The 15596-nt window shown below is 73.1% G+C and carries 15 protein-coding genes; 10 read left to right on the top strand and 5 right to left on the bottom strand.

Annotated features, from left to right (window positions below):
• Positions 1 to 17 precede the first annotated feature (17 nt).
• From OG928_RS27425 to OG928_RS27400, 6 genes are all read left to right on the top strand, one after another.
• Entirely contained in the window at positions 18 to 1163 is a 1146-nt protein-coding gene (locus OG928_RS27425) for an NAD(P)/FAD-dependent oxidoreductase (RefSeq protein ID WP_406288481.1), read from the top strand.
• 167 nt (positions 1164 to 1330) lie between these two features.
• Complete coding sequence (locus OG928_RS27420) at positions 1331 to 1561, top strand: (2Fe-2S)-binding protein (RefSeq protein WP_406291256.1); 231 nt, start codon at positions 1331 to 1333, stop codon at positions 1559 to 1561.
• Positions 1558 to 2871 (top strand): FAD-dependent oxidoreductase, encoded by a 1314-nt coding sequence (locus tag OG928_RS27415; RefSeq protein ID WP_406288478.1) that lies wholly within the window; start codon positions 1558 to 1560, stop codon positions 2869 to 2871. Before OG928_RS27420 ends, OG928_RS27415 begins: the two co-directional genes overlap by 4 nt.
• Entirely contained in the window at positions 2868 to 3800 is a 933-nt protein-coding gene (locus tag OG928_RS27410; RefSeq protein WP_406288477.1) for a dihydrodipicolinate synthase family protein, read from the top strand. Before OG928_RS27415 ends, OG928_RS27410 begins: the two co-directional genes overlap by 4 nt.
• Entirely contained in the window at positions 3800 to 4801 is a 1002-nt protein-coding gene (locus OG928_RS27405) for a proline racemase family protein (protein ID WP_406288474.1), read from the top strand. The genes OG928_RS27410 and OG928_RS27405 overlap by 1 nt, the downstream gene beginning before the upstream one ends.
• Before the next feature lie 102 nt (positions 4802 to 4903).
• Positions 4904 to 5587 (top strand): GntR family transcriptional regulator, encoded by a 684-nt coding sequence (locus OG928_RS27400; protein ID WP_406288472.1) that lies wholly within the window; start codon positions 4904 to 4906, stop codon positions 5585 to 5587.
• Positions 5588 to 5701: 114 nt separating this feature from the next.
• On the opposite strand, the gene OG928_RS27395 is transcribed toward OG928_RS27400, so the two are convergent.
• On the bottom strand, positions 5702 to 6973 hold the full coding sequence (locus tag OG928_RS27395) for an alpha/beta fold hydrolase (protein ID WP_406288470.1): 1272 nt from the start codon (positions 6971 to 6973) through the stop codon (positions 5702 to 5704).
• Positions 6974 to 7287: 314 nt separating this feature from the next.
• Here OG928_RS27395 and OG928_RS27390 point away from each other — a divergent pair, with 314 nt between their 5' ends.
• On the top strand, positions 7288 to 8457 hold the full coding sequence (locus OG928_RS27390; RefSeq protein WP_406288468.1) for a lactate 2-monooxygenase: 1170 nt from the start codon (positions 7288 to 7290) through the stop codon (positions 8455 to 8457).
• A gap of 227 nt (positions 8458 to 8684) precedes the next feature.
• A complete protein-coding gene (locus tag OG928_RS27385; RefSeq protein WP_406288466.1) occupies positions 8685 to 9815 on the top strand; it encodes a low temperature requirement protein A in 1131 nt (376 codons plus the stop codon).
• 61 nt (positions 9816 to 9876) lie between these two features.
• Here OG928_RS27385 and OG928_RS27380 read toward each other — a convergent pair whose 3' ends face one another.
• Entirely contained in the window at positions 9877 to 10383 is a 507-nt protein-coding gene (locus tag OG928_RS27380) for an Lrp/AsnC family transcriptional regulator (RefSeq protein ID WP_406288463.1), read from the bottom strand.
• A 60-nt stretch (positions 10384 to 10443) separates the two neighbouring features.
• Between OG928_RS27380 and OG928_RS27375 the strand changes: the two genes are divergently transcribed.
• Positions 10444 to 11628 carry a trans-sulfuration enzyme family protein gene (locus OG928_RS27375; protein ID WP_406288461.1) on the top strand — a complete coding sequence of 395 codons (1185 nt, stop codon included), beginning with the start codon at positions 10444 to 10446 and terminating at the stop codon, positions 11626 to 11628.
• 45 nt (positions 11629 to 11673) lie between these two features.
• Here the strand turns inward: OG928_RS27375 and OG928_RS27370 are convergent, their stop codons facing one another.
• A complete protein-coding gene (locus tag OG928_RS27370; RefSeq protein WP_406288460.1) occupies positions 11674 to 12054 on the bottom strand; it encodes a hypothetical protein in 381 nt (126 codons plus the stop codon).
• A 444-nt stretch (positions 12055 to 12498) separates the two neighbouring features.
• Between OG928_RS27370 and OG928_RS27365 the strand changes: the two genes are divergently transcribed.
• Positions 12499 to 13542, top strand: a complete 1044-nt coding sequence (locus OG928_RS27365) for a transporter substrate-binding domain-containing protein (protein WP_406288457.1) — start codon at positions 12499 to 12501, stop codon at positions 13540 to 13542.
• 22 nt (positions 13543 to 13564) lie between these two features.
• Here the strand turns inward: OG928_RS27365 and OG928_RS27360 are convergent, their stop codons facing one another.
• The gene (locus tag OG928_RS27360) at positions 13565 to 14266 is read right to left on the bottom strand and encodes a response regulator (protein WP_406288454.1); all 702 of its coding nucleotides are present in this window, start codon (positions 14264 to 14266) and stop codon (positions 13565 to 13567) included.
• Positions 14263 to 15435 (bottom strand): histidine kinase, encoded by a 1173-nt coding sequence (locus OG928_RS27355; protein WP_406288452.1) that lies wholly within the window; start codon positions 15433 to 15435, stop codon positions 14263 to 14265. Before OG928_RS27355 ends, OG928_RS27360 begins: the two co-directional genes overlap by 4 nt.
• Positions 15436 to 15596: the final 161 nt, after the last annotated feature.

The following is a 15596-nucleotide window of genomic DNA, read 5'->3' as shown; positions in this document are numbered from 1 at the left end:
TGTGACATTTTACCGGGGTGAGCGAACTCCGTTCCAGTGATGTCGTCGTCATCGGCGCCGGGGTCGTGGGTGCCGCGTGTGCCCACTTCGCGGCGCGAGCCGGGTTGTCGGTCACCGTCCTCGATCGCGGGTCGGTCGCGGGCGGAACCACCGGCGCGGGTGAGGGAAACCTGCTCGTCTCGGACAAGCAGCCGGGCCCGGAGCTGTCCATGGCCCTGCTCTCGCTGCGCCTTTGGGGCGAACTCGCCCGGGAACTCGATGACTTCGAGTACGAGGCCAAGGGCGGCCTGATCGTCGCCCGGACCGCGGCGGAGGAAGCCGCGATGACCGCGACGGCCGCCGCCCAACGCGCGTGCGGGGTCACCGCGCATCCCGTCCCGACCGACCGACTCCCCTCCTATGAACCGCACCTGGCCCGCGGCCTGGCCGGCGGCACGCACTATCCGCAGGACTCCCAGGTCCAGCCCGCGCTGGCCGCCGCCGCGCTGCTGCGCACGGGAGTCCGGCTGCACACCGGAGTGGCCGTGACCGGCTTCCTGCGCGGGCGGGACGGGCGGGTGACCGGCGTGCGCACCTCGCGCGGCGACCTCACGGCAGGCGCGGTCGTGAACGCGGCCGGCACCTGGTCGGGCGAGGTGGCCGCGCTGGCCGGGGTCACCCTGCCGGTGCTGCCGCGGCGCGGGTTCGTGCTCGTGACCGAGCCGCTGCCGCCGATCGTGCGGCACAAGGTGTACGCGGCGGCCTATTCCGCCGACGTCGCGAGCGACGACGCGGACCTGGCTTCCTCGGGCGTAGTCGAGGGCACCCCCGCCGGGCCGATCCTGATCGGCGCCAGTCGCGAACGGGTCGGTTTCGACCGGTCGTTCCCGGTGTCGGTGTTGCGCCGCCTGGCCGCGCAGGCGATCGAGTTGTTCCCGATCCTGGCCGGCGCGTCGGTGCTCCGCGCCTACCAGGGCTTTCGTCCGTACTGCCCGGACCATCTGCCGGTGATCGGCCGGGATCCCCGCGTGCCCGGCCTCCTGCACGCGTGCGGCCACGAGGGTGCCGGCGTGGGTCTGGCGCCCGCGACGGGCCTGCTGATCGCACAGGCGCTGACCGGGGACGGCTACGAGCTCGACCCCACCCCATTCGCCCCGACCCGCTTCGCGGAGGTGCCCGCGTGACCGGTGCGCACGACCCCGCCCCGCTCGAACCGCCTTTCGAGCCACCTTTCGAGCCGTCGTCCGGCCCGCCGGCCGATCGGCTCTTCGGTCCGTCCGGGCCGTCCGGGCCGTCTGGTTCATCCGCTTCATCCCGTCCGTCCGGGCCGCCGTCCGGTCCGCCGTTCGACATCACCGTGGACGGGCGCCGCGTACCCGTCGAACCAGGCCAGACCGTGGGCGCCGCGTTGATCGCCGCCGGGATCCGGTCGTGGCGCACGACCCGGTTCGCGGGTAAGCCGCGCGGGCTGTTCTGCGGCATCGGGGTGTGCTTCGACTGCCTGGTCACGGTGGACGGCACGCCGTCGCTGCGGGCCTGCCTCGTGACCGCACGCCCCGGCGACGAGGTGACCACGACATGACCCACGACCTCGTCGTGATCGGCGCCGGCCCGGCCGGCCTCACCGCCGCCGTGACCGCCGCCCGATTCGGCCTGCGGGTGGCCGTGGTCGACGCGAACTCCCGGGCGGGCGGGCAGTATCACCGCCACCGCGCGGGCCACGCACCCGACTGGCCCGCGCTCGCCCGGCTGCACACCGTCGAGCACCTGGCCGGCCACCGCGTATGGGCGCTCGAACGCGCGGACGACCACTTCGCGGTGCACGCCGCGGCGGGCGAGCGGGACACCCGCCCGGTCACCGTGCGCGGGCGCCGACTGCTGCTGGCCACCGGCGCCTACGATCGCCAACTGCCCTTCCCCGGGTGGGACCTGCCCGGCGTCTTCACGGCCGGCGGCGCGCAGGCCCTGCTCAAGGGCAACGGCGTCGCGCCCGGCCGCCGGGCGCTGGTGGCCGGCACCGGGCCGTTCCTGCTGCCGGTCGCCGTCGGGCTCGCCGACGCCGGCGTCGAGGTGCTCGGCGTCCTGGAGGCCGCCCGGCCCACCCCGCGCGCCGCCGCGCTCGCACCGCACAGTCCCGCGCGCGTCGTGGAGGCGGCCGGATACGCGGCCGCGCTGGCCCGTCGGCGCATCCCCTACCTCACCGGCCGGGCCGTGATCGCCGCGCGCGGCGACGACGCCGGGCTCCGGGCGGTCACCGTGGCCCGGCTCGACGCCGACTGGCGGCCCCGGCCCGGGACCGGGTACGAACTCGCCTGCGACACGCTCGCGGTGGGCTACGGCTTCACACCACAGCTCGAACTCGCGACGCAGCTCGGCTGCGCGAACACGCCGGACGGCTTCGTCACGGTCGACGCGCGGCAGGCGACGAGCGTGCCGGGGCTGTACGCCGCCGGCGAGACGACCGGCATCGGTGGGGCCCAACTCTCGGCCGTGGAAGGCGAGTTGAGCGCCTACGCGATCGCCGGGCGGACACCGCCGCGCGGGCTGCTCCGGCGGCGCGCCAGGCTGACGCGGTTCGCGGCCGGGTTGCGCGAGCTGTACCCGGTCCGGCCCGGGTGGCTGACCTGGCTCGGCGCGGACACCCTCGTGTGCCGGTGCGAGGAGGTCACCCGCGACCGGATCACGCACGCGGTGCGCAGCGGCGCCGACGACGTGCGGGCGGTCAAGCTCCTCACCCGCGCCGGCATGGGCTGGTGCCAGGGGCGGATGTGCGCCGAGGCGACCGCGTGCGTACTGGCCGATGCGCTGGACCGCCCGATCACCCCCGCTCCCCCGTCCCGACCGATCGCCCAGCCCATCCGTCTCGGAGACCTAGCCCAAGGAGCGCCATGACCGGCACGAGCACCGATACCGGCTCGGCACCACCGACCCCCGAGCAGCGCAAGCCGTGGCACGGCGTCGTGGTGGCCACCGCGCTGCCGCTGCGCGCGGACCTGTCCGTGGACTTCGACGCGTACGCCGAACACGTGCGCTGGCTCGTCGACTCCGGCTGCGACGGGGTCTGCCCCAACGGTTCGCTCGGCGAGTACCAGTCGCTCACCCCAGAGGAACGAGCCCGCGTGGTACGGGTCGCGGTCGAGGCGGTCGGCGGCGACCGGGTCCTGCCGGGCGTCGCGGCGTACGGCGCGGCCGAGGCGCTGCGCTGGACCGAGCAGGCGGCGGAGGCCGGCGTGCAGGCGGTCATGCTGCTGCCCCCCAACGCCTACCGCGCGGACGACCGTACGGTCGTGGACCACTACCGCACCGTCGCGCGAGCCGGCCTGCCGATCGTCGCCTACAACAACCCGTTCGACACCAAGGTCGACCTGACCCCCCGGCTCCTCGCGGACCTGTACGAGGAGGGTCTGATCGTCGGGGTCAAGGAGTTCTCCGGCGATGTGCGCCGGGCCTACGAGGTGGCCGAACTCGCGCCCGGCCTGGACGTGTTGATCGGCAGCGACGATGTCGCGCTCGAGCTCGGCCTGGCCGGCGCGGTCGGCTGGATCGCGGGCTACGCCAACGCCTTCCCGCAGGCGAGCGCCGAGCTGTACCGGGCCGCCACGAGCGGCGACGTGCGCGCGGTGCAGCCGCTGTACCGCCTGCTGCATCCGCTGCTCCGGCTCGACTCGCGCACCGAGTTCGTGCAGTCGATCAAGCTGTCGATGGACCTCGCGGGACGCCGAGGCGGTCCGTGCCGGGCGCCGCGACTGCCGCTGCTGCCGGAACAGGCGGCGTCCGTACGAGAGTTCACCGAGAAGGCACTTGCGGAGGGGCTGGGCTGATGCGCTCACGACACGTCTACCACGCGGTCGACTCGCACACCGAGGGCATGCCGACCCGGGTGATCACCGGCGGCATCGGAGTGATCCCGGGCGCGACCATGGCCGAACGACGGGTGCACTTCATGGCCCACCTGGACCACATCCGCACACTGCTGATGTACGAGCCGCGCGGGCACGGCGCGATGAGCGGCGCGATCCTGCAACCGCCGACCCGTCCGGACGCCGACTACGGCGTGCTGTTCATCGAGGTGTCGGGGTGCCTGCCGATGTGCGGACACGGCACGATCGGCGTCGCGACCGTCCTGGTCGAGACCGGCATGGTCGAGGTGGTGGAGCCGGTCACGACCGTGCGCCTGGACACCCCGGCGGGCCTGGTGATCGCCGAGGTCGAGGTCGCCGACGGCGCCGCGCGCTCGGTCACGATCCGCAACGTGGCCTCCTACACGCACGAGTTGGACGCCACGGTGGACGTGCCCGGGCTCGGCGCGATCACGTACGACATGGCCTACGGCGGCAACTTCTACGCGATCCTGCCGCTCGATAAGGTCGGCCTGGCCTTCGACCGGGCCGAGGGGACGCGGATCCTGGACGCGGGCCTGTCCATCATGGCGGCGATCAACGAACAGGCCCGGCCGGTGCATCCCGAGGACCCGAACGTCTCGGGTTGTCACCACGTGCAGTTCCTCGCCCCGGGCTCGGACGCCGCGCTGTCGCGCCACGCGATGGCGATCCACCCCGGCTGGTTCGACCGCTCACCGTGCGGCACCGGGACCAGCGCGCGGATGGCGCAGTTGTACGCGCGCGGGGAGTTGACGATCGGTCAGCTGTTCGTGAACGAGTCGTTCATCGGGACCCGGTTCCACGGCCGGCTGGTGGAGCGGGCCTCGGTCGGCGGGCGCGAGGCAGTGATCCCGATGGTCACCGGGCGGGCCTGGATCACCGCGACGGCGCAGTACCTGCTCGATCCCGAGGACCCGTTCCCGGCCGGATTCCGGCTGTGACCGAGGCCGCGCGTGCGTCACACTCCGCGATTGCCCACGGTTCGGTCCCGATCCGGCCCCCCGAGGTGATCGACCGTCAGTAGCATGGCGGTAGGAGGCACCATGGACACGGGACACGGAGCGCTCGCGCTGCCGTCCTTCGACGATCGGCCGATCCTGCGGGATCGGGTGGCACGAGAATTGCGCGCGGCGTTGATCGCGGGCGAGATGCGACCCGGTGTGGTCTATTCGGCGCCCGCACTCGCCGCGCAGTTCGGCGTGTCGCCGACCCCGGTCCGCGAGGCGATGCTGGACCTCGCGAACGAGGGTCTGGTCGAGGCCGTCCGCAACAAGGGGTTTCGGGTCACCGAGTTGTCCGACCGCGAGTTGGACGAGTTCACCGAGGTGCGCGCGCTGATCGAGGTGCCGGTCGTGGCCCGCCTGGCGAGCGTGGTCACGCCCGAACAGCTGGCCCTGCTGCGCCCGGTCGCCGAGGAGATCGTCACGGCGGCCGAGGCGGGCGACCTGATCAGGTATGTGGAGGCGGACCGCCGCTTCCATCTGTCGCTGCTCTCCCTGGCGGGCAACGAACACCTCGTCAGGGTGGTCGGCGACCTGCGCAAGCGTTCGCGCCTGTACGGCCTGTCCCGCCTCGCGCAGAACGGCCGGCTCACCGCGTCGGCGCTCGAGCACCTCGAACTGCTCGACGCGCTCGCGACCGGCGACTCGGCCCGGGCCGAGGCCGTGATGGCGCGGCACATCGGCCACGTCCGCAATCTGTGGGCGGACCCGAACCAGCCGGAGTGATCTCGTGGGCGAGGAGCCCGGGCAGTGCCCGGGCTCCTCGCCCACGAGCCTGGGCCCGGTCCCCTCGCCCACGAGTCCGGTCCGGACCGGACCGGACCGGACCGGACCGGACCGTCAGAGCTTGCCCGCGACCATGTCGATCAGGCGGTCCAGGATCGCGCCGCCGGAGACGTTCGAGCCGTCGTGCTCCCACTCGTTGGTGACCCACGTGCGCAGGTTGCCGACCCGCTTGGCGGTCTCCAGGGACAGGTCGGCGTCCACGTACATGTCGTCGAAGTAGATCGCCGCGGCCACCGGGACGGTGTTTTCGCGCAGCCGTTCGACGTCGTACAGGACCGGCCAGTCGTCGTGGCGCGCGAGCAGGTCGGCCGCCTCGCGGAACGGGCGCAGCGACCCGAACTCCTCGAACATCCAGGGGTACATCATCTCGCCGGTGAACAGCAGCGGGTCGGCGCTCTCGGCGAACTCGGGCAGCCCGCTCCGCACCTTCTCCGCCGCCCAGCCGGTGGCGACCTTGCCCTGGGCGTAGATCGGCTCCTGGAGCACCGCCCACAGCGGCTGGTCGGTCAGCGCGGTGGCGTGCATGACCGCGGTGCGGAAGGTGTCGGAGACCCGGTCGCCGTCCCACGCCTCGTCGAGCATCCAGTGCACGCGCTCGTAGCCGTCGCCCATCCCGAACGGTGTCCCGAGGAACTGGAGCCGGCGCACGGTGAGCCGGTCCCCGTCGGGCAGTCGGACATCGTTGGCGGCCAGGTGATCGGCGAGCCGCCGGACCCGCTCGACGTCGCCCGGGTAGCGCGCGTAGTACTCGGCGTTCTTGGCCCGCACGCGCGGGTACGTGCGGTGGTAGACGTCCTCCGCGCTCGCGTCGAGCCCGATCAGGCCACCGGTGACGTAACACGACTTCAGCCCCTCGGGTGCCTGCGAGAGGTAGGCGAGCGTGATGAACCCGCCGTAGCTCTGCCCGAGCGTCTCCCACGGTTCGTCGCCGCACAACTGACGGCGGATCAGTTCCGCGTCGGCGACGATCGCGTCGGCGCGCATGTGCCGCAGCAGGTGGGCGAGTTCCTCGGGCGCGGTGCGCGCGGCCAGGCTCGGGGTGACCGGTGTGCTGCGGCCGGTGCCACGCTGGTCGAGCAGCAGCACGCGGTGCGTCCGCAGCGCGCGCTGGAGCCAGCCGGTCGCCCGGTTAGGCCGCGGCGACTTGCCGCCCGGGCCGCCCTGGAGAAAGCACAACCACGGCCGGTCCTTGTCGACGGCGGTGGGATCGACGACCTCGCGCGCGAAGACCTCGATGGTCGGCCCGTCGGGGCGGGAGTGGTCGAGCGGTACGACGAACGTGTGATCCGTGAGTGCCATCCCCGGGATCCGGGTGGTGCGGGTCATGCGGATTCCTCCCCAAATCATTCCCGGGCCGTCCCCGGGTCGTCATTCCCGGGCCGTCCCCGGGCCGCTTCTGTGTCGTGTGACATTTCACAGGAGACAAGGGCCTGCTGTCTCGCTTCCGCCGAGGCAATATCGCGCCGATACAGCGCCGGCGTCGCACCGGCGTCGCGTCGATCGCGGCCGGGTGCGGAGTCGCGGTGCCATACGGGTGAGTCTGCCCCGATGTCCGTTCGACCGTTCTCGCTCGTTCGGCCCTTCCCGCGACCGGCCCGGTGCGGGATCGTCGGACTCCCACTCGGTGAAAGGGTGCAGCCGTGGCCGATGGTCCCTACTCCGCGTTCCAGGACTCGATCTATCTGAACGCACTGCTGACCGGAGAGACGCCCGCCTACCCCGTCGACGCGACCGCCCTGGAGGAGGCCGCCGTCGAGCGACTCGACCCGGGACCGCGGGGCTACGTCGCGGGCGGCGCGGGGACCGGCGCGACGATGCGGGCCAACCGCGAGGCGTTCGACCGGCGGCGGATCGTGCCGCGGATGCTGCGCGACGTGGGGACCCGCGACCTGTCGTGCTCGGTGCTCGGTACCCACCTGCCCGCGCCGGTGCTGCTCGGGCCGGTCGGCGTGCAGTCGATCGTGCACCCCGAGGGGGAGCGGGCCACCGCGCGGGCGGCGGCGGGGTTGGGCCTGCCGATGGTGCTCAGCACCGCGTCGTCGTTCACGCTGGAGGAGGTCGCCGCCGCGTCCGGCACGGGTCCGCGCTGGTTCCAGCTCTACTGGCCGCGCGATCCCGACGTGACGGTGAGCCTGCTGGCCCGGGCCCGGGCGGCGGGGTACGACACGCTCGTGGTCACGTTGGACACGTGGCTGCTCGGGTGGCGGCCGCGCGACCTCGATCAGGCGTACCTGCCGTTCCTGCGACAGATCGGGATCGCGAACTACCTGAGCGATCCGGCCTTCCTGGCCGGGCTGAGCAAGCCGATCGCCGAGGATCCCTTCGCGGCGATCGCGCACTGGGCGACCATGTTCGCCGATCCCGGCAAGACGTGGGACGACCTGGCGTTCGTGCGCGAGAACTGGACCGGGCCGATCGTGCTCAAGGGCATCCTGCACCCGGACGACGCGCGCCGGGCCCGCGACGCGGGCATGGACGGGGTCGTGGTGAGCAACCACGGCGGGCGCCAACTCGACGGCGCCATCGGCGCGTTGGACGCGCTGCCGGGAGTCGTGGAGGCGGTCGGCGCGGATCTGGCGGTGCTCTTCGACAGCGGCGTACGCACCGGGTCCGACCTGCTGAAGGCGCTCGCGCTCGGGGCGCGTGCGGTGTTGGTGGGGCGGCCGTACGTGTACGGGCTCGCGCTCGGCGGCGAGGACGGGGTTCGGCACGTACTCCGGTGCCTGCTGGCCGAGTTCGACCTGTCGATGGCGCTGTCCGGGCACACCCGGGTCGACGGGTTGGATCCCTCGGTGCTGTCGGCGGGGTAGCGGAGGGGCCGGGAGGGGCGGACCGTCGGTCCCGGACGGGTCGAGGCGGGTCCCGGCTCGGTCGGGTCGAGGCGGGTTGGCGCGAATGCCTTGCCGGATCTGCCGGGTTTGCGGAAGCCGCTCGGATAATCTCCGCGCATGATCACGCCCGGATCGAGAGGACCTGCCCTGTGAGCGATGCCGCCGGTGTCCCGCACGCGCGGCGACCGCACGCGATTCTGCGGCGGATGACGTCCCGCAGCAGCGACGAGCCGCACCGCGCCGCCACGCCGCTGGAGTTGTTCTTCGACCTGACCTTCGTGGTCGCGGTCGCCCAGGCCGGCGGTCGGCTCGTGCACTCGCTGGCCGAGGGGCATCCCGGGCACGGGATCACCGGGTACATGTTCGTGTTCTTCGCGATCTGGTGGGCGTGGGTCAACTTCACGTGGTTCGCGTCGGCGTACGACTGCGACGACCCGCTGTACCGGGTCGCCACGCTCTGCCAGATCACCGGGGTCCTGGTGCTGGCGGCCGGCGTGCCGCGCGCGTTCGACGGCGACTACGCGGTCGCCATCGTCGGGTACCTGATCATGCGCGTCGCGCTGACGTTCCAGTGGCTGCGGGCGGCGCACGACGAGACCGACCCGGCCGCGCGCCGGACCGCGCTGCGCTACGCGGCGGGCCTGGTGCTCGTCCAGATCGGCTGGGTCGTGCTCCTGCTGCTCCCGGACGCGGCCTGGAAGTGGGGCTTCGTGCCGCTCGCGATCGCCGAGATGGCGGTGCCGGCGATCGCCGAGCGCGATCGCCCGACGAGCTGGCACCCGCATCACATCGCCGAGCGGTACGGGCTGTTCACGCTGATCATGCTGGGCGAGAGCGTGTCCGCGGCGACCATCGCGATCCAGACCGCGGTGGACGACTCGGCCGCGCTCGGCAAGCTGCTGCCGATCGCGGCGGGTGGTCTGCTGATCGTCTTCGCGGCCTATTGGATCTACTTCGCGGTGCCGATCCACGGCTACCTGGGCTCCAACCGGCAGGCCTTCCTGTGGGGGTACGGCCACTACGTGATCTTCGGGTCCGCGGCGGCGATCGGCGCGGGCCTGGAGGTGGCGATCGAGCAGGCGGTCGGCGAGGCGCACATCTCCACGGTCGCGGCGTCGGCGTGTGTCACCGTCCCGGCCGCGCTGTTCATGCTCACCACGTGGGCGCTGCACTCGCGGCACCACAAGCGCGGGCGGGTACAGCAGATGGTGCTGCCGACCGCGACCCTGCTGGTCCTGCTGTGCACGTTCGCGGGCAAGGCCGCAGTGCCGCTGGCCGGGGTGGTGGCCGCGTCGACGGTCGCGGTCGGCGTCGTGCTGTCCGCGCGGCAGGGCTAGGGCGTGCGGCCGGGTGCCCGTCGGGGCTGAGGCCGAGCGCCGAGAGGGCGTCCTCGGCCGGTCAACCCGCCGTCAGACGCCGCGGCGGGCCCTGTAGGTCGGGCGGGAGGAGCGGACCGCCCTGCCACTGTTGGAATATCAGCATCGTGTGCACCTGGGTGACCTCGGTACGGGACGTGAAGCCGTCCACGACCAGCCGCTGGAGTCCGGTCGCGTCGGCGACGGCGACGTGGACGAGGAAGTCGTCCGGGCCGGCGAGGTGGTACAGCGCGCGGGTCTCCGGCAGCTTCAGCACGTGGCCAACGAACGGGTTGAGCACCGCGCGGTGGTGCGGGCGGACCCGGACCGCGAGCATCGCCTGCAACGGGCGGCCGAGCGCGGCCGCGTCGACGACCGTCACCGAGCCCTTGACCACGCCGGCCGAGCGCAGCCGGGCCACCCGGTCGAGGCAGGTCGAGGGGGCGATCCCGACCTCGGCGGCGAGCGCCTTGTTGCTGATCCGGGCATCGTTCTGGAGAGCGCGGAGGATGCCGAGGTCGATCGGATCGAGGGCGATGGATTGGCTCATTGGGCGATGATAATTCGGCCTGTCAACCACTCCTCCGGTGATCGGCGCACCCTGACGGCCATGGAGCACCGACCCCCGGCCGTGCCCGGCGCCGGCCACGCGTTCGAAACCCGTGCGGTACACGCGGGCCGTGACGACCTCGCCGCCCTGGGCACGCACGCCGTGCCGATCGACCTGTCGACCACCTATCCCCTGCCGGACCTGCCCGGCGCGGCCCTCGCCCTCGACGCCTACGCCGAGGGGGAGCTGCCCGAAGGATCGCCGATCTACGGCCGCCTGACCAATCCGACCGTGCGCCGGTTCGAGGACGCGCTCGCGGAGCTGGAGGGCTGCGAGGCCGCGGTCGCGTTCGCGAGCGGCATGGCGGCGGTCACCGCGTGCCTGCTCGCGGCGGCCGCTCGCGGGCGGCGACACGTCGTCGCGGTACGGCCGCTGTACGGCACGACCGACCACCTGCTCACCAGCGGGCTGCTCGGCACCGAGGTCACCTGGGCCGAACCGGGCGGCGTGGCCGCGGCGGTGCGGCCCGACACCGGTCTGGTGATGGTCGAGACGCCGGCCAACCCGACGCTGGCCGAGCTGGATCTGGTCGACCTCGCCGCGCAGGCCGGGGAGGTGCCGCTGCTCGTGGACAACACCTTCGCGACGCCGGTCCTGCAACGACCCGCGACACTGGGCGCGCGGATGGTGCTGCACAGCGCGACCAAGTTCCTCGGCGGGCACGGCGACGTGATGGGCGGCGTGGTCGCGTGCGACGAGGAGTCGGCGCGCGTGCTGCGCCAAATCCGGTTCGCCACCGGGGCGTTGCTGCATCCGCTGGCCGGCTACCTGCTGCTGCGCGGCCTCGCGACGCTGCCGATCCGAGTGGCCAAGGCGTCCGCGTCGGCCGCCACGCTCGCCCGCCGGCTGGCCGCCCACCCGGCGGTCGAGCGGGTGCACTACCCGAGCATCGGCGGCGCGCTCGTGGCCTTCGAGGTCGCGAACGACCCGATGGCGATGGTGTCGGCACTGCGCCTGATCACGCCGGCCGTGAGCCTGGGCGGCACCGACACCCTGATCCAGCACCCGGCCTCGCTGACCCACCGCGTCATCGACGACACGGCCCGAGCCGAGGGCGCGATCGGCCCGAACCTGCTGCGACTGTCGGTCGGCCTGGAAAACGAGGACGACCTGTGGTCGGACCTGTCGACCGCCCTGAACCACACGTCGACACCCAGCCGAACACGGGTCCCGGCCGGCGTTTGAGCCCCAGGGCTCGGATGTACCGGGTTCGGCTCGGGTGGCCACGGTTCAGACCGCGTGATCACGAATCACCTCACGAGCCACCCGAGCCCGGGCCCCGGCCGGCTCGACCGCGATCGCGGCGCCGGTCTTCTCATCGAGCCGAACCCCTGCGCCATGCCGCCCACCCGCCGCCAGACCGTGCCGACGCAGGTGGGTGGGCGGGTGCGTCGCGTCCAAGCTGTGGCCACGCAACGCGCCGACCCGGCGCAGCCGTTCGTACTCGCGCTCCGGGAGGCTCGCGACGTGCGCCGCGAGACCTTCCCACAGGCCCGGCCCGACCTCGCCGCGCGGCTTGCTCCGCCCGATCCGGGTGTGCGCAGCGACGGTCTGTCGGCGCAGTTCGGCGGTGATGGAGTCGATGACCAAGAGCCGGTCCATGAGTTCCACGGCGGACGCGGTGGAGCCCGCCCGGGCGGCGGTCCGGTCCGCGAGGTACTCGGCACTGAACGTCCGTACCGCAGTCCGGACATGGCTGTGTCTGCCCCGTGGTGGCCTCGTCGATGTTCATCGCCCCTCCCCCGGCAGACCCTCCCCAGGGCCGCACACATCTCCCGGCGCCGACGCGCCGGCAGGCAGGCAGGGTATCCGCTGGGGAGGGCGATCCGCCGGTGGGCCTGGCTGCTGTGGGTCGGTGAGCGTCTTGGCCGCTCCCGGCCGGCAAGGGGATCGGATGGAATTCCGGGTCGCCGGGCCGGCGGTCGAGTGGGCCGGCACGAAAGCTGGGGAATTCCCCGGGTGGCGGGCGGCTCCGCTCGGCTAGCGTCGCGATACGGCAGCAGCCGGACGAGCCGAGCGGTGTCCCTCGCGCCGCCCCGGGAGGTGTGCCACGTCATGTCCTCGCACGCAGTCCGTTCCAAGCACGGGAATCGGCGCCGGGCCCCCGGTTCGGCCGTGGCCGTTCTGGCCGCGCTGAGCGTGGTGCTCGTGTCGTGTACGCCCACGCACCGGTCGGCCGCCGGCCCGACCGATCCCGCGGCCGCTCCGGGCGCCCAGGGCACCGCCGCGGCCGCGCCCACCACCTCGCCCGTCGCGTCCTGCGGCGAGCCGACCGCGAGCCTGCGCCCCCGGCCGGGCCCGCCCGACGCCGCCGACTACACGGCCGACGGCTCGCTCGCGCGGATCCTCGCTCGGGGCTACCTGACCATCGGCATCGACCAGAGCGCGTATCCGTTCAGCTACGCCGACGCCGTCGACAACAGCCTCCAGGGCTTCGACATCGACCTGGTCCGCGAGATCGCCAAGGACCTGTTCGGCAGCGCCGATTCGAGCCGGCTGCGGTTCCGCGTCGTGCCCAACGCGGTCCGCGAACAGTCCGTCGCCAATGGCGTCGTCGACATCGTCGCGAAGTCGGTCACCATCAACTGCCGACGGCGCGCCGTGGTCGACTTCAGCTCGACCTACTACGCGGCGGGCCAACGCGTACTCGTCCTCCGCGGCACCCCCGCGGACGCCGCGGACCACACCCGGGGGCTGGCCGGGCTGCCGCCCGGAACGCGGATGTGCACGGTCGGCGGCACGACGGCCGCCGAGAACGTGCGCGCGACGCGGGGATTGGTCGACGTGTCCGGCGACACCTGGGCCGACTGCCTCGTGCGGATCCAACAGGGCGCCGCCGACGCCGCGGTCGGCGACGACACGATCATGGTCGGCCTCCAGGCCCAGGACCGCTACCTCCGCCTCGTGGGCCCGAAGCTCAGCCACGAGCCCTACGGCCTGGAGATCGCCAAGGAGCACCCGGATCTGGTCCGCTTCGTCAACGCGTCCCTCCAACGCGTCCGCGCGGACGGGACCTGGACGCGCTTGTACGACACGCACTTGGCGAGGTTCCTGCCGGCGGACGACCGGGTGGTGCCGCAGGCGGTCTATGCGGACTGAGGGCCGGGATCGAAGACACGCCTCAGGACATCGGGGACGTCTCGTCGCCCGGGACGACCAGCCCGGACTCGTAGGCGGTCACCACCAGTTGGGGTCGGTCCCGCGCGTTCAGCTTCGACATGATGCGGCTCACGTGGGTCTTGGCGGTGAGCGGGCTCAGGCCCAGGAGCGTGCCGATCTCGGCGTTGGTCAGGCCGCGGCCCACCAGGGTCAGGACCTCGCGTTCGCGGGCGGAGAGGTCGGCGACCCGGGCCGATCCCGATTCGGTCTCCGCCCGTGCGGGCAGCCGCAGCACGCGGGAGATCAGTCGGGCCGTGGGGCCCGGGGACAGGAGGGCCTCGCCGGCGCCGATCGTGCGGATCGCGGCCAGGAGTTCGGCCGGGCGGGTGTCCTTGACCAGGAAGCCGCCGGCGCCCGCGCGCAACGCGGCCAGCACACTGTCGTCGTCCTCGTAGGTGGTCAGCACCAATACCCGGACCCGGGCCAGTTCGGGATCCGACGCGATCAGGCGCGTCGCCTCGATCCCGTCGAGGGTCGGCATCCGGATGTCCATCACCACGACGTCCGGCTTGATCGCGCGCGCGAGTTCGAGGGCCGCCCGGCCGTCCGCCGCCTCGCCCACGACCTCCATGTCCGGGGCCGATCCCACCAGCATCGCGAACGCGGACCGCACCAGGTGCTGGTCGTCCGCGAGCAGGACGCGCAGCACGCCGGCCGCCGTCATTCGGTCCCCCGTCGCGTCATCGGCAGCACGGCCGTGACCGTGAAGCCGCCACTGGCACCCGGGCCCGCCTTCAGCGTCCCGCCGACGCTGCGTGCCCGTTCGGCCATCCCCAGGATGCCGAAGCCGGGTCCCTCCGTGTTCATCGTTCCCCGTCCGTCGTCGATCACCGTGAGCCACAATTCTCCCGCCGCCCGGCGGAGTTCGACCTCGACCACGCGGGCCCGCGCGTGCTTGACCACGTTCGTCAGCGCCTCCTGCACGATCCGGTACACGGCCACGCCGACCTCGGGCGCGGGCGGCGGTCCGTCGTGGCCGGTCAGCGTGACGGCGATGCCGGCGGAGCGGGCCGCGCTCGTGAGCGGCACGAGGCCGTCCAGACCGGCCAGGCCCGGCACCGCCTCGTACGGCGCGCTCTCCTCCGTGTCCCGCAACACCGAGAGGGTGGCCCGCAGTTCGTGCCGGGCGCTGCGACACGTCTCGGCGATCGTGTCCAACGCGCCTTCCAGCACCGTGCGTTCCGGCGGCGGCTCCTGGGCCGCGAGGTGCGCGGCCACGCCCGCCTGCACGCCGATCAGGGTGATGCTGTGCGCGAGCAGGTCGTGCAGGTCGCGCGCGATCCGCAGGCGTTCCTCGGCGACCCGACGCCGGGCCACCTCGTCGCGCGTGCGCTCGGCGCGTTCGGCCCGGTCGATGATGGCGCCCACGTAGTCCCGATGACTGCGCCACGCCTGCCCCGCGATCAGGGCGGCGACGACCCAGCCGGCCATCCCGCCGCGCTCCCGCCAGGTGGGCGGATCCTCGCCGCCGAGCGTCATCGCCACGAGCACGACGATCAGGGTCAGGCCACCGACCACGATCGCCTGCGCGCGCCGGATGTACGCCGCGTACGTACCCAGCGCGACCAGGGCGAGCGTGGCCGCGCTCTCGTGCAGGTACTCCCGGGCGTGGTAGGGCACCGTGAGCACGAAGGACGCGAGCAACACCGCCCCGGGCCGGACCCGCCGCCAGGCCAGCGTGAGCGACGCGGCGCACAGGAACGCCACCCCCAGGGGGTCCAGTTCGCGCCGGTCCGGCCACATCCACGCGGACCAGATCGCACCCGCGCCCAGGACGACGGCGAGCAGGACGTCCACGAGGGACACCCCACCGCCATCCGATCGTTTCGTCACACCGCCATCCTCCGCGACACCGCCTCGACCCCGACAGAGCGGTCCCCCGGCCCGGGGCCGCGCCGGCGGCCCGACCGTCCGTCGGTCGTGGGCGGTTGTTTCGACGGTGTCCTCATGACCTCAAGGCTTCCGTGGCGGCGAGCCGCGTTCGTCGGGCCCAC

This window comes from Embleya sp. NBC_00896, from assembly GCF_045207785.1.
Taxonomy (GTDB): domain Bacteria; phylum Actinomycetota; class Actinomycetes; order Streptomycetales; family Streptomycetaceae; genus Embleya.
The sequence above is the reverse complement of the archived record's forward strand: the minus strand, read 5'-3'. Positions and strand labels throughout refer to the sequence as shown.

Excerpts from the sequence above, each read along its gene's own strand:
- OG928_RS27380 (WP_406288463.1), bottom strand. The coding sequence starts at position 10,383 with ATGAGCCAATCCATCGCCCTCGATCCGATCGACCTCGGCATCCTCCGC.
- OG928_RS27405 (WP_406288474.1), top strand. The coding sequence starts at position 3,800 with ATGCGCTCACGACACGTCTACCACGCGGTCGACTCGCACACCGAGGGC.
- OG928_RS27375 (WP_406288461.1), top strand. The coding sequence starts at position 10,444 with ATGGAGCACCGACCCCCGGCCGTGCCCGGCGCCGGCCACGCGTTCGAA.
- OG928_RS27365 (WP_406288457.1), top strand. The coding sequence starts at position 12,499 with ATGTCCTCGCACGCAGTCCGTTCCAAGCACGGGAATCGGCGCCGGGCC.
- OG928_RS27410 (WP_406288477.1), top strand. The coding sequence starts at position 2,868 with ATGACCGGCACGAGCACCGATACCGGCTCGGCACCACCGACCCCCGAG.
- OG928_RS27360 (WP_406288454.1), bottom strand. The coding sequence starts at position 14,266 with ATGACGGCGGCCGGCGTGCTGCGCGTCCTGCTCGCGGACGACCAGCAC.
- OG928_RS27385 (WP_406288466.1), top strand. The coding sequence starts at position 8,685 with ATGACGTCCCGCAGCAGCGACGAGCCGCACCGCGCCGCCACGCCGCTG.
- OG928_RS27395 (WP_406288470.1), bottom strand. The coding sequence starts at position 6,973 with ATGACCCGCACCACCCGGATCCCGGGGATGGCACTCACGGATCACACG.
- OG928_RS27400 (WP_406288472.1), top strand. The coding sequence starts at position 4,904 with ATGGACACGGGACACGGAGCGCTCGCGCTGCCGTCCTTCGACGATCGG.
- OG928_RS27415 (WP_406288478.1), top strand. The coding sequence starts at position 1,558 with ATGACCCACGACCTCGTCGTGATCGGCGCCGGCCCGGCCGGCCTCACC.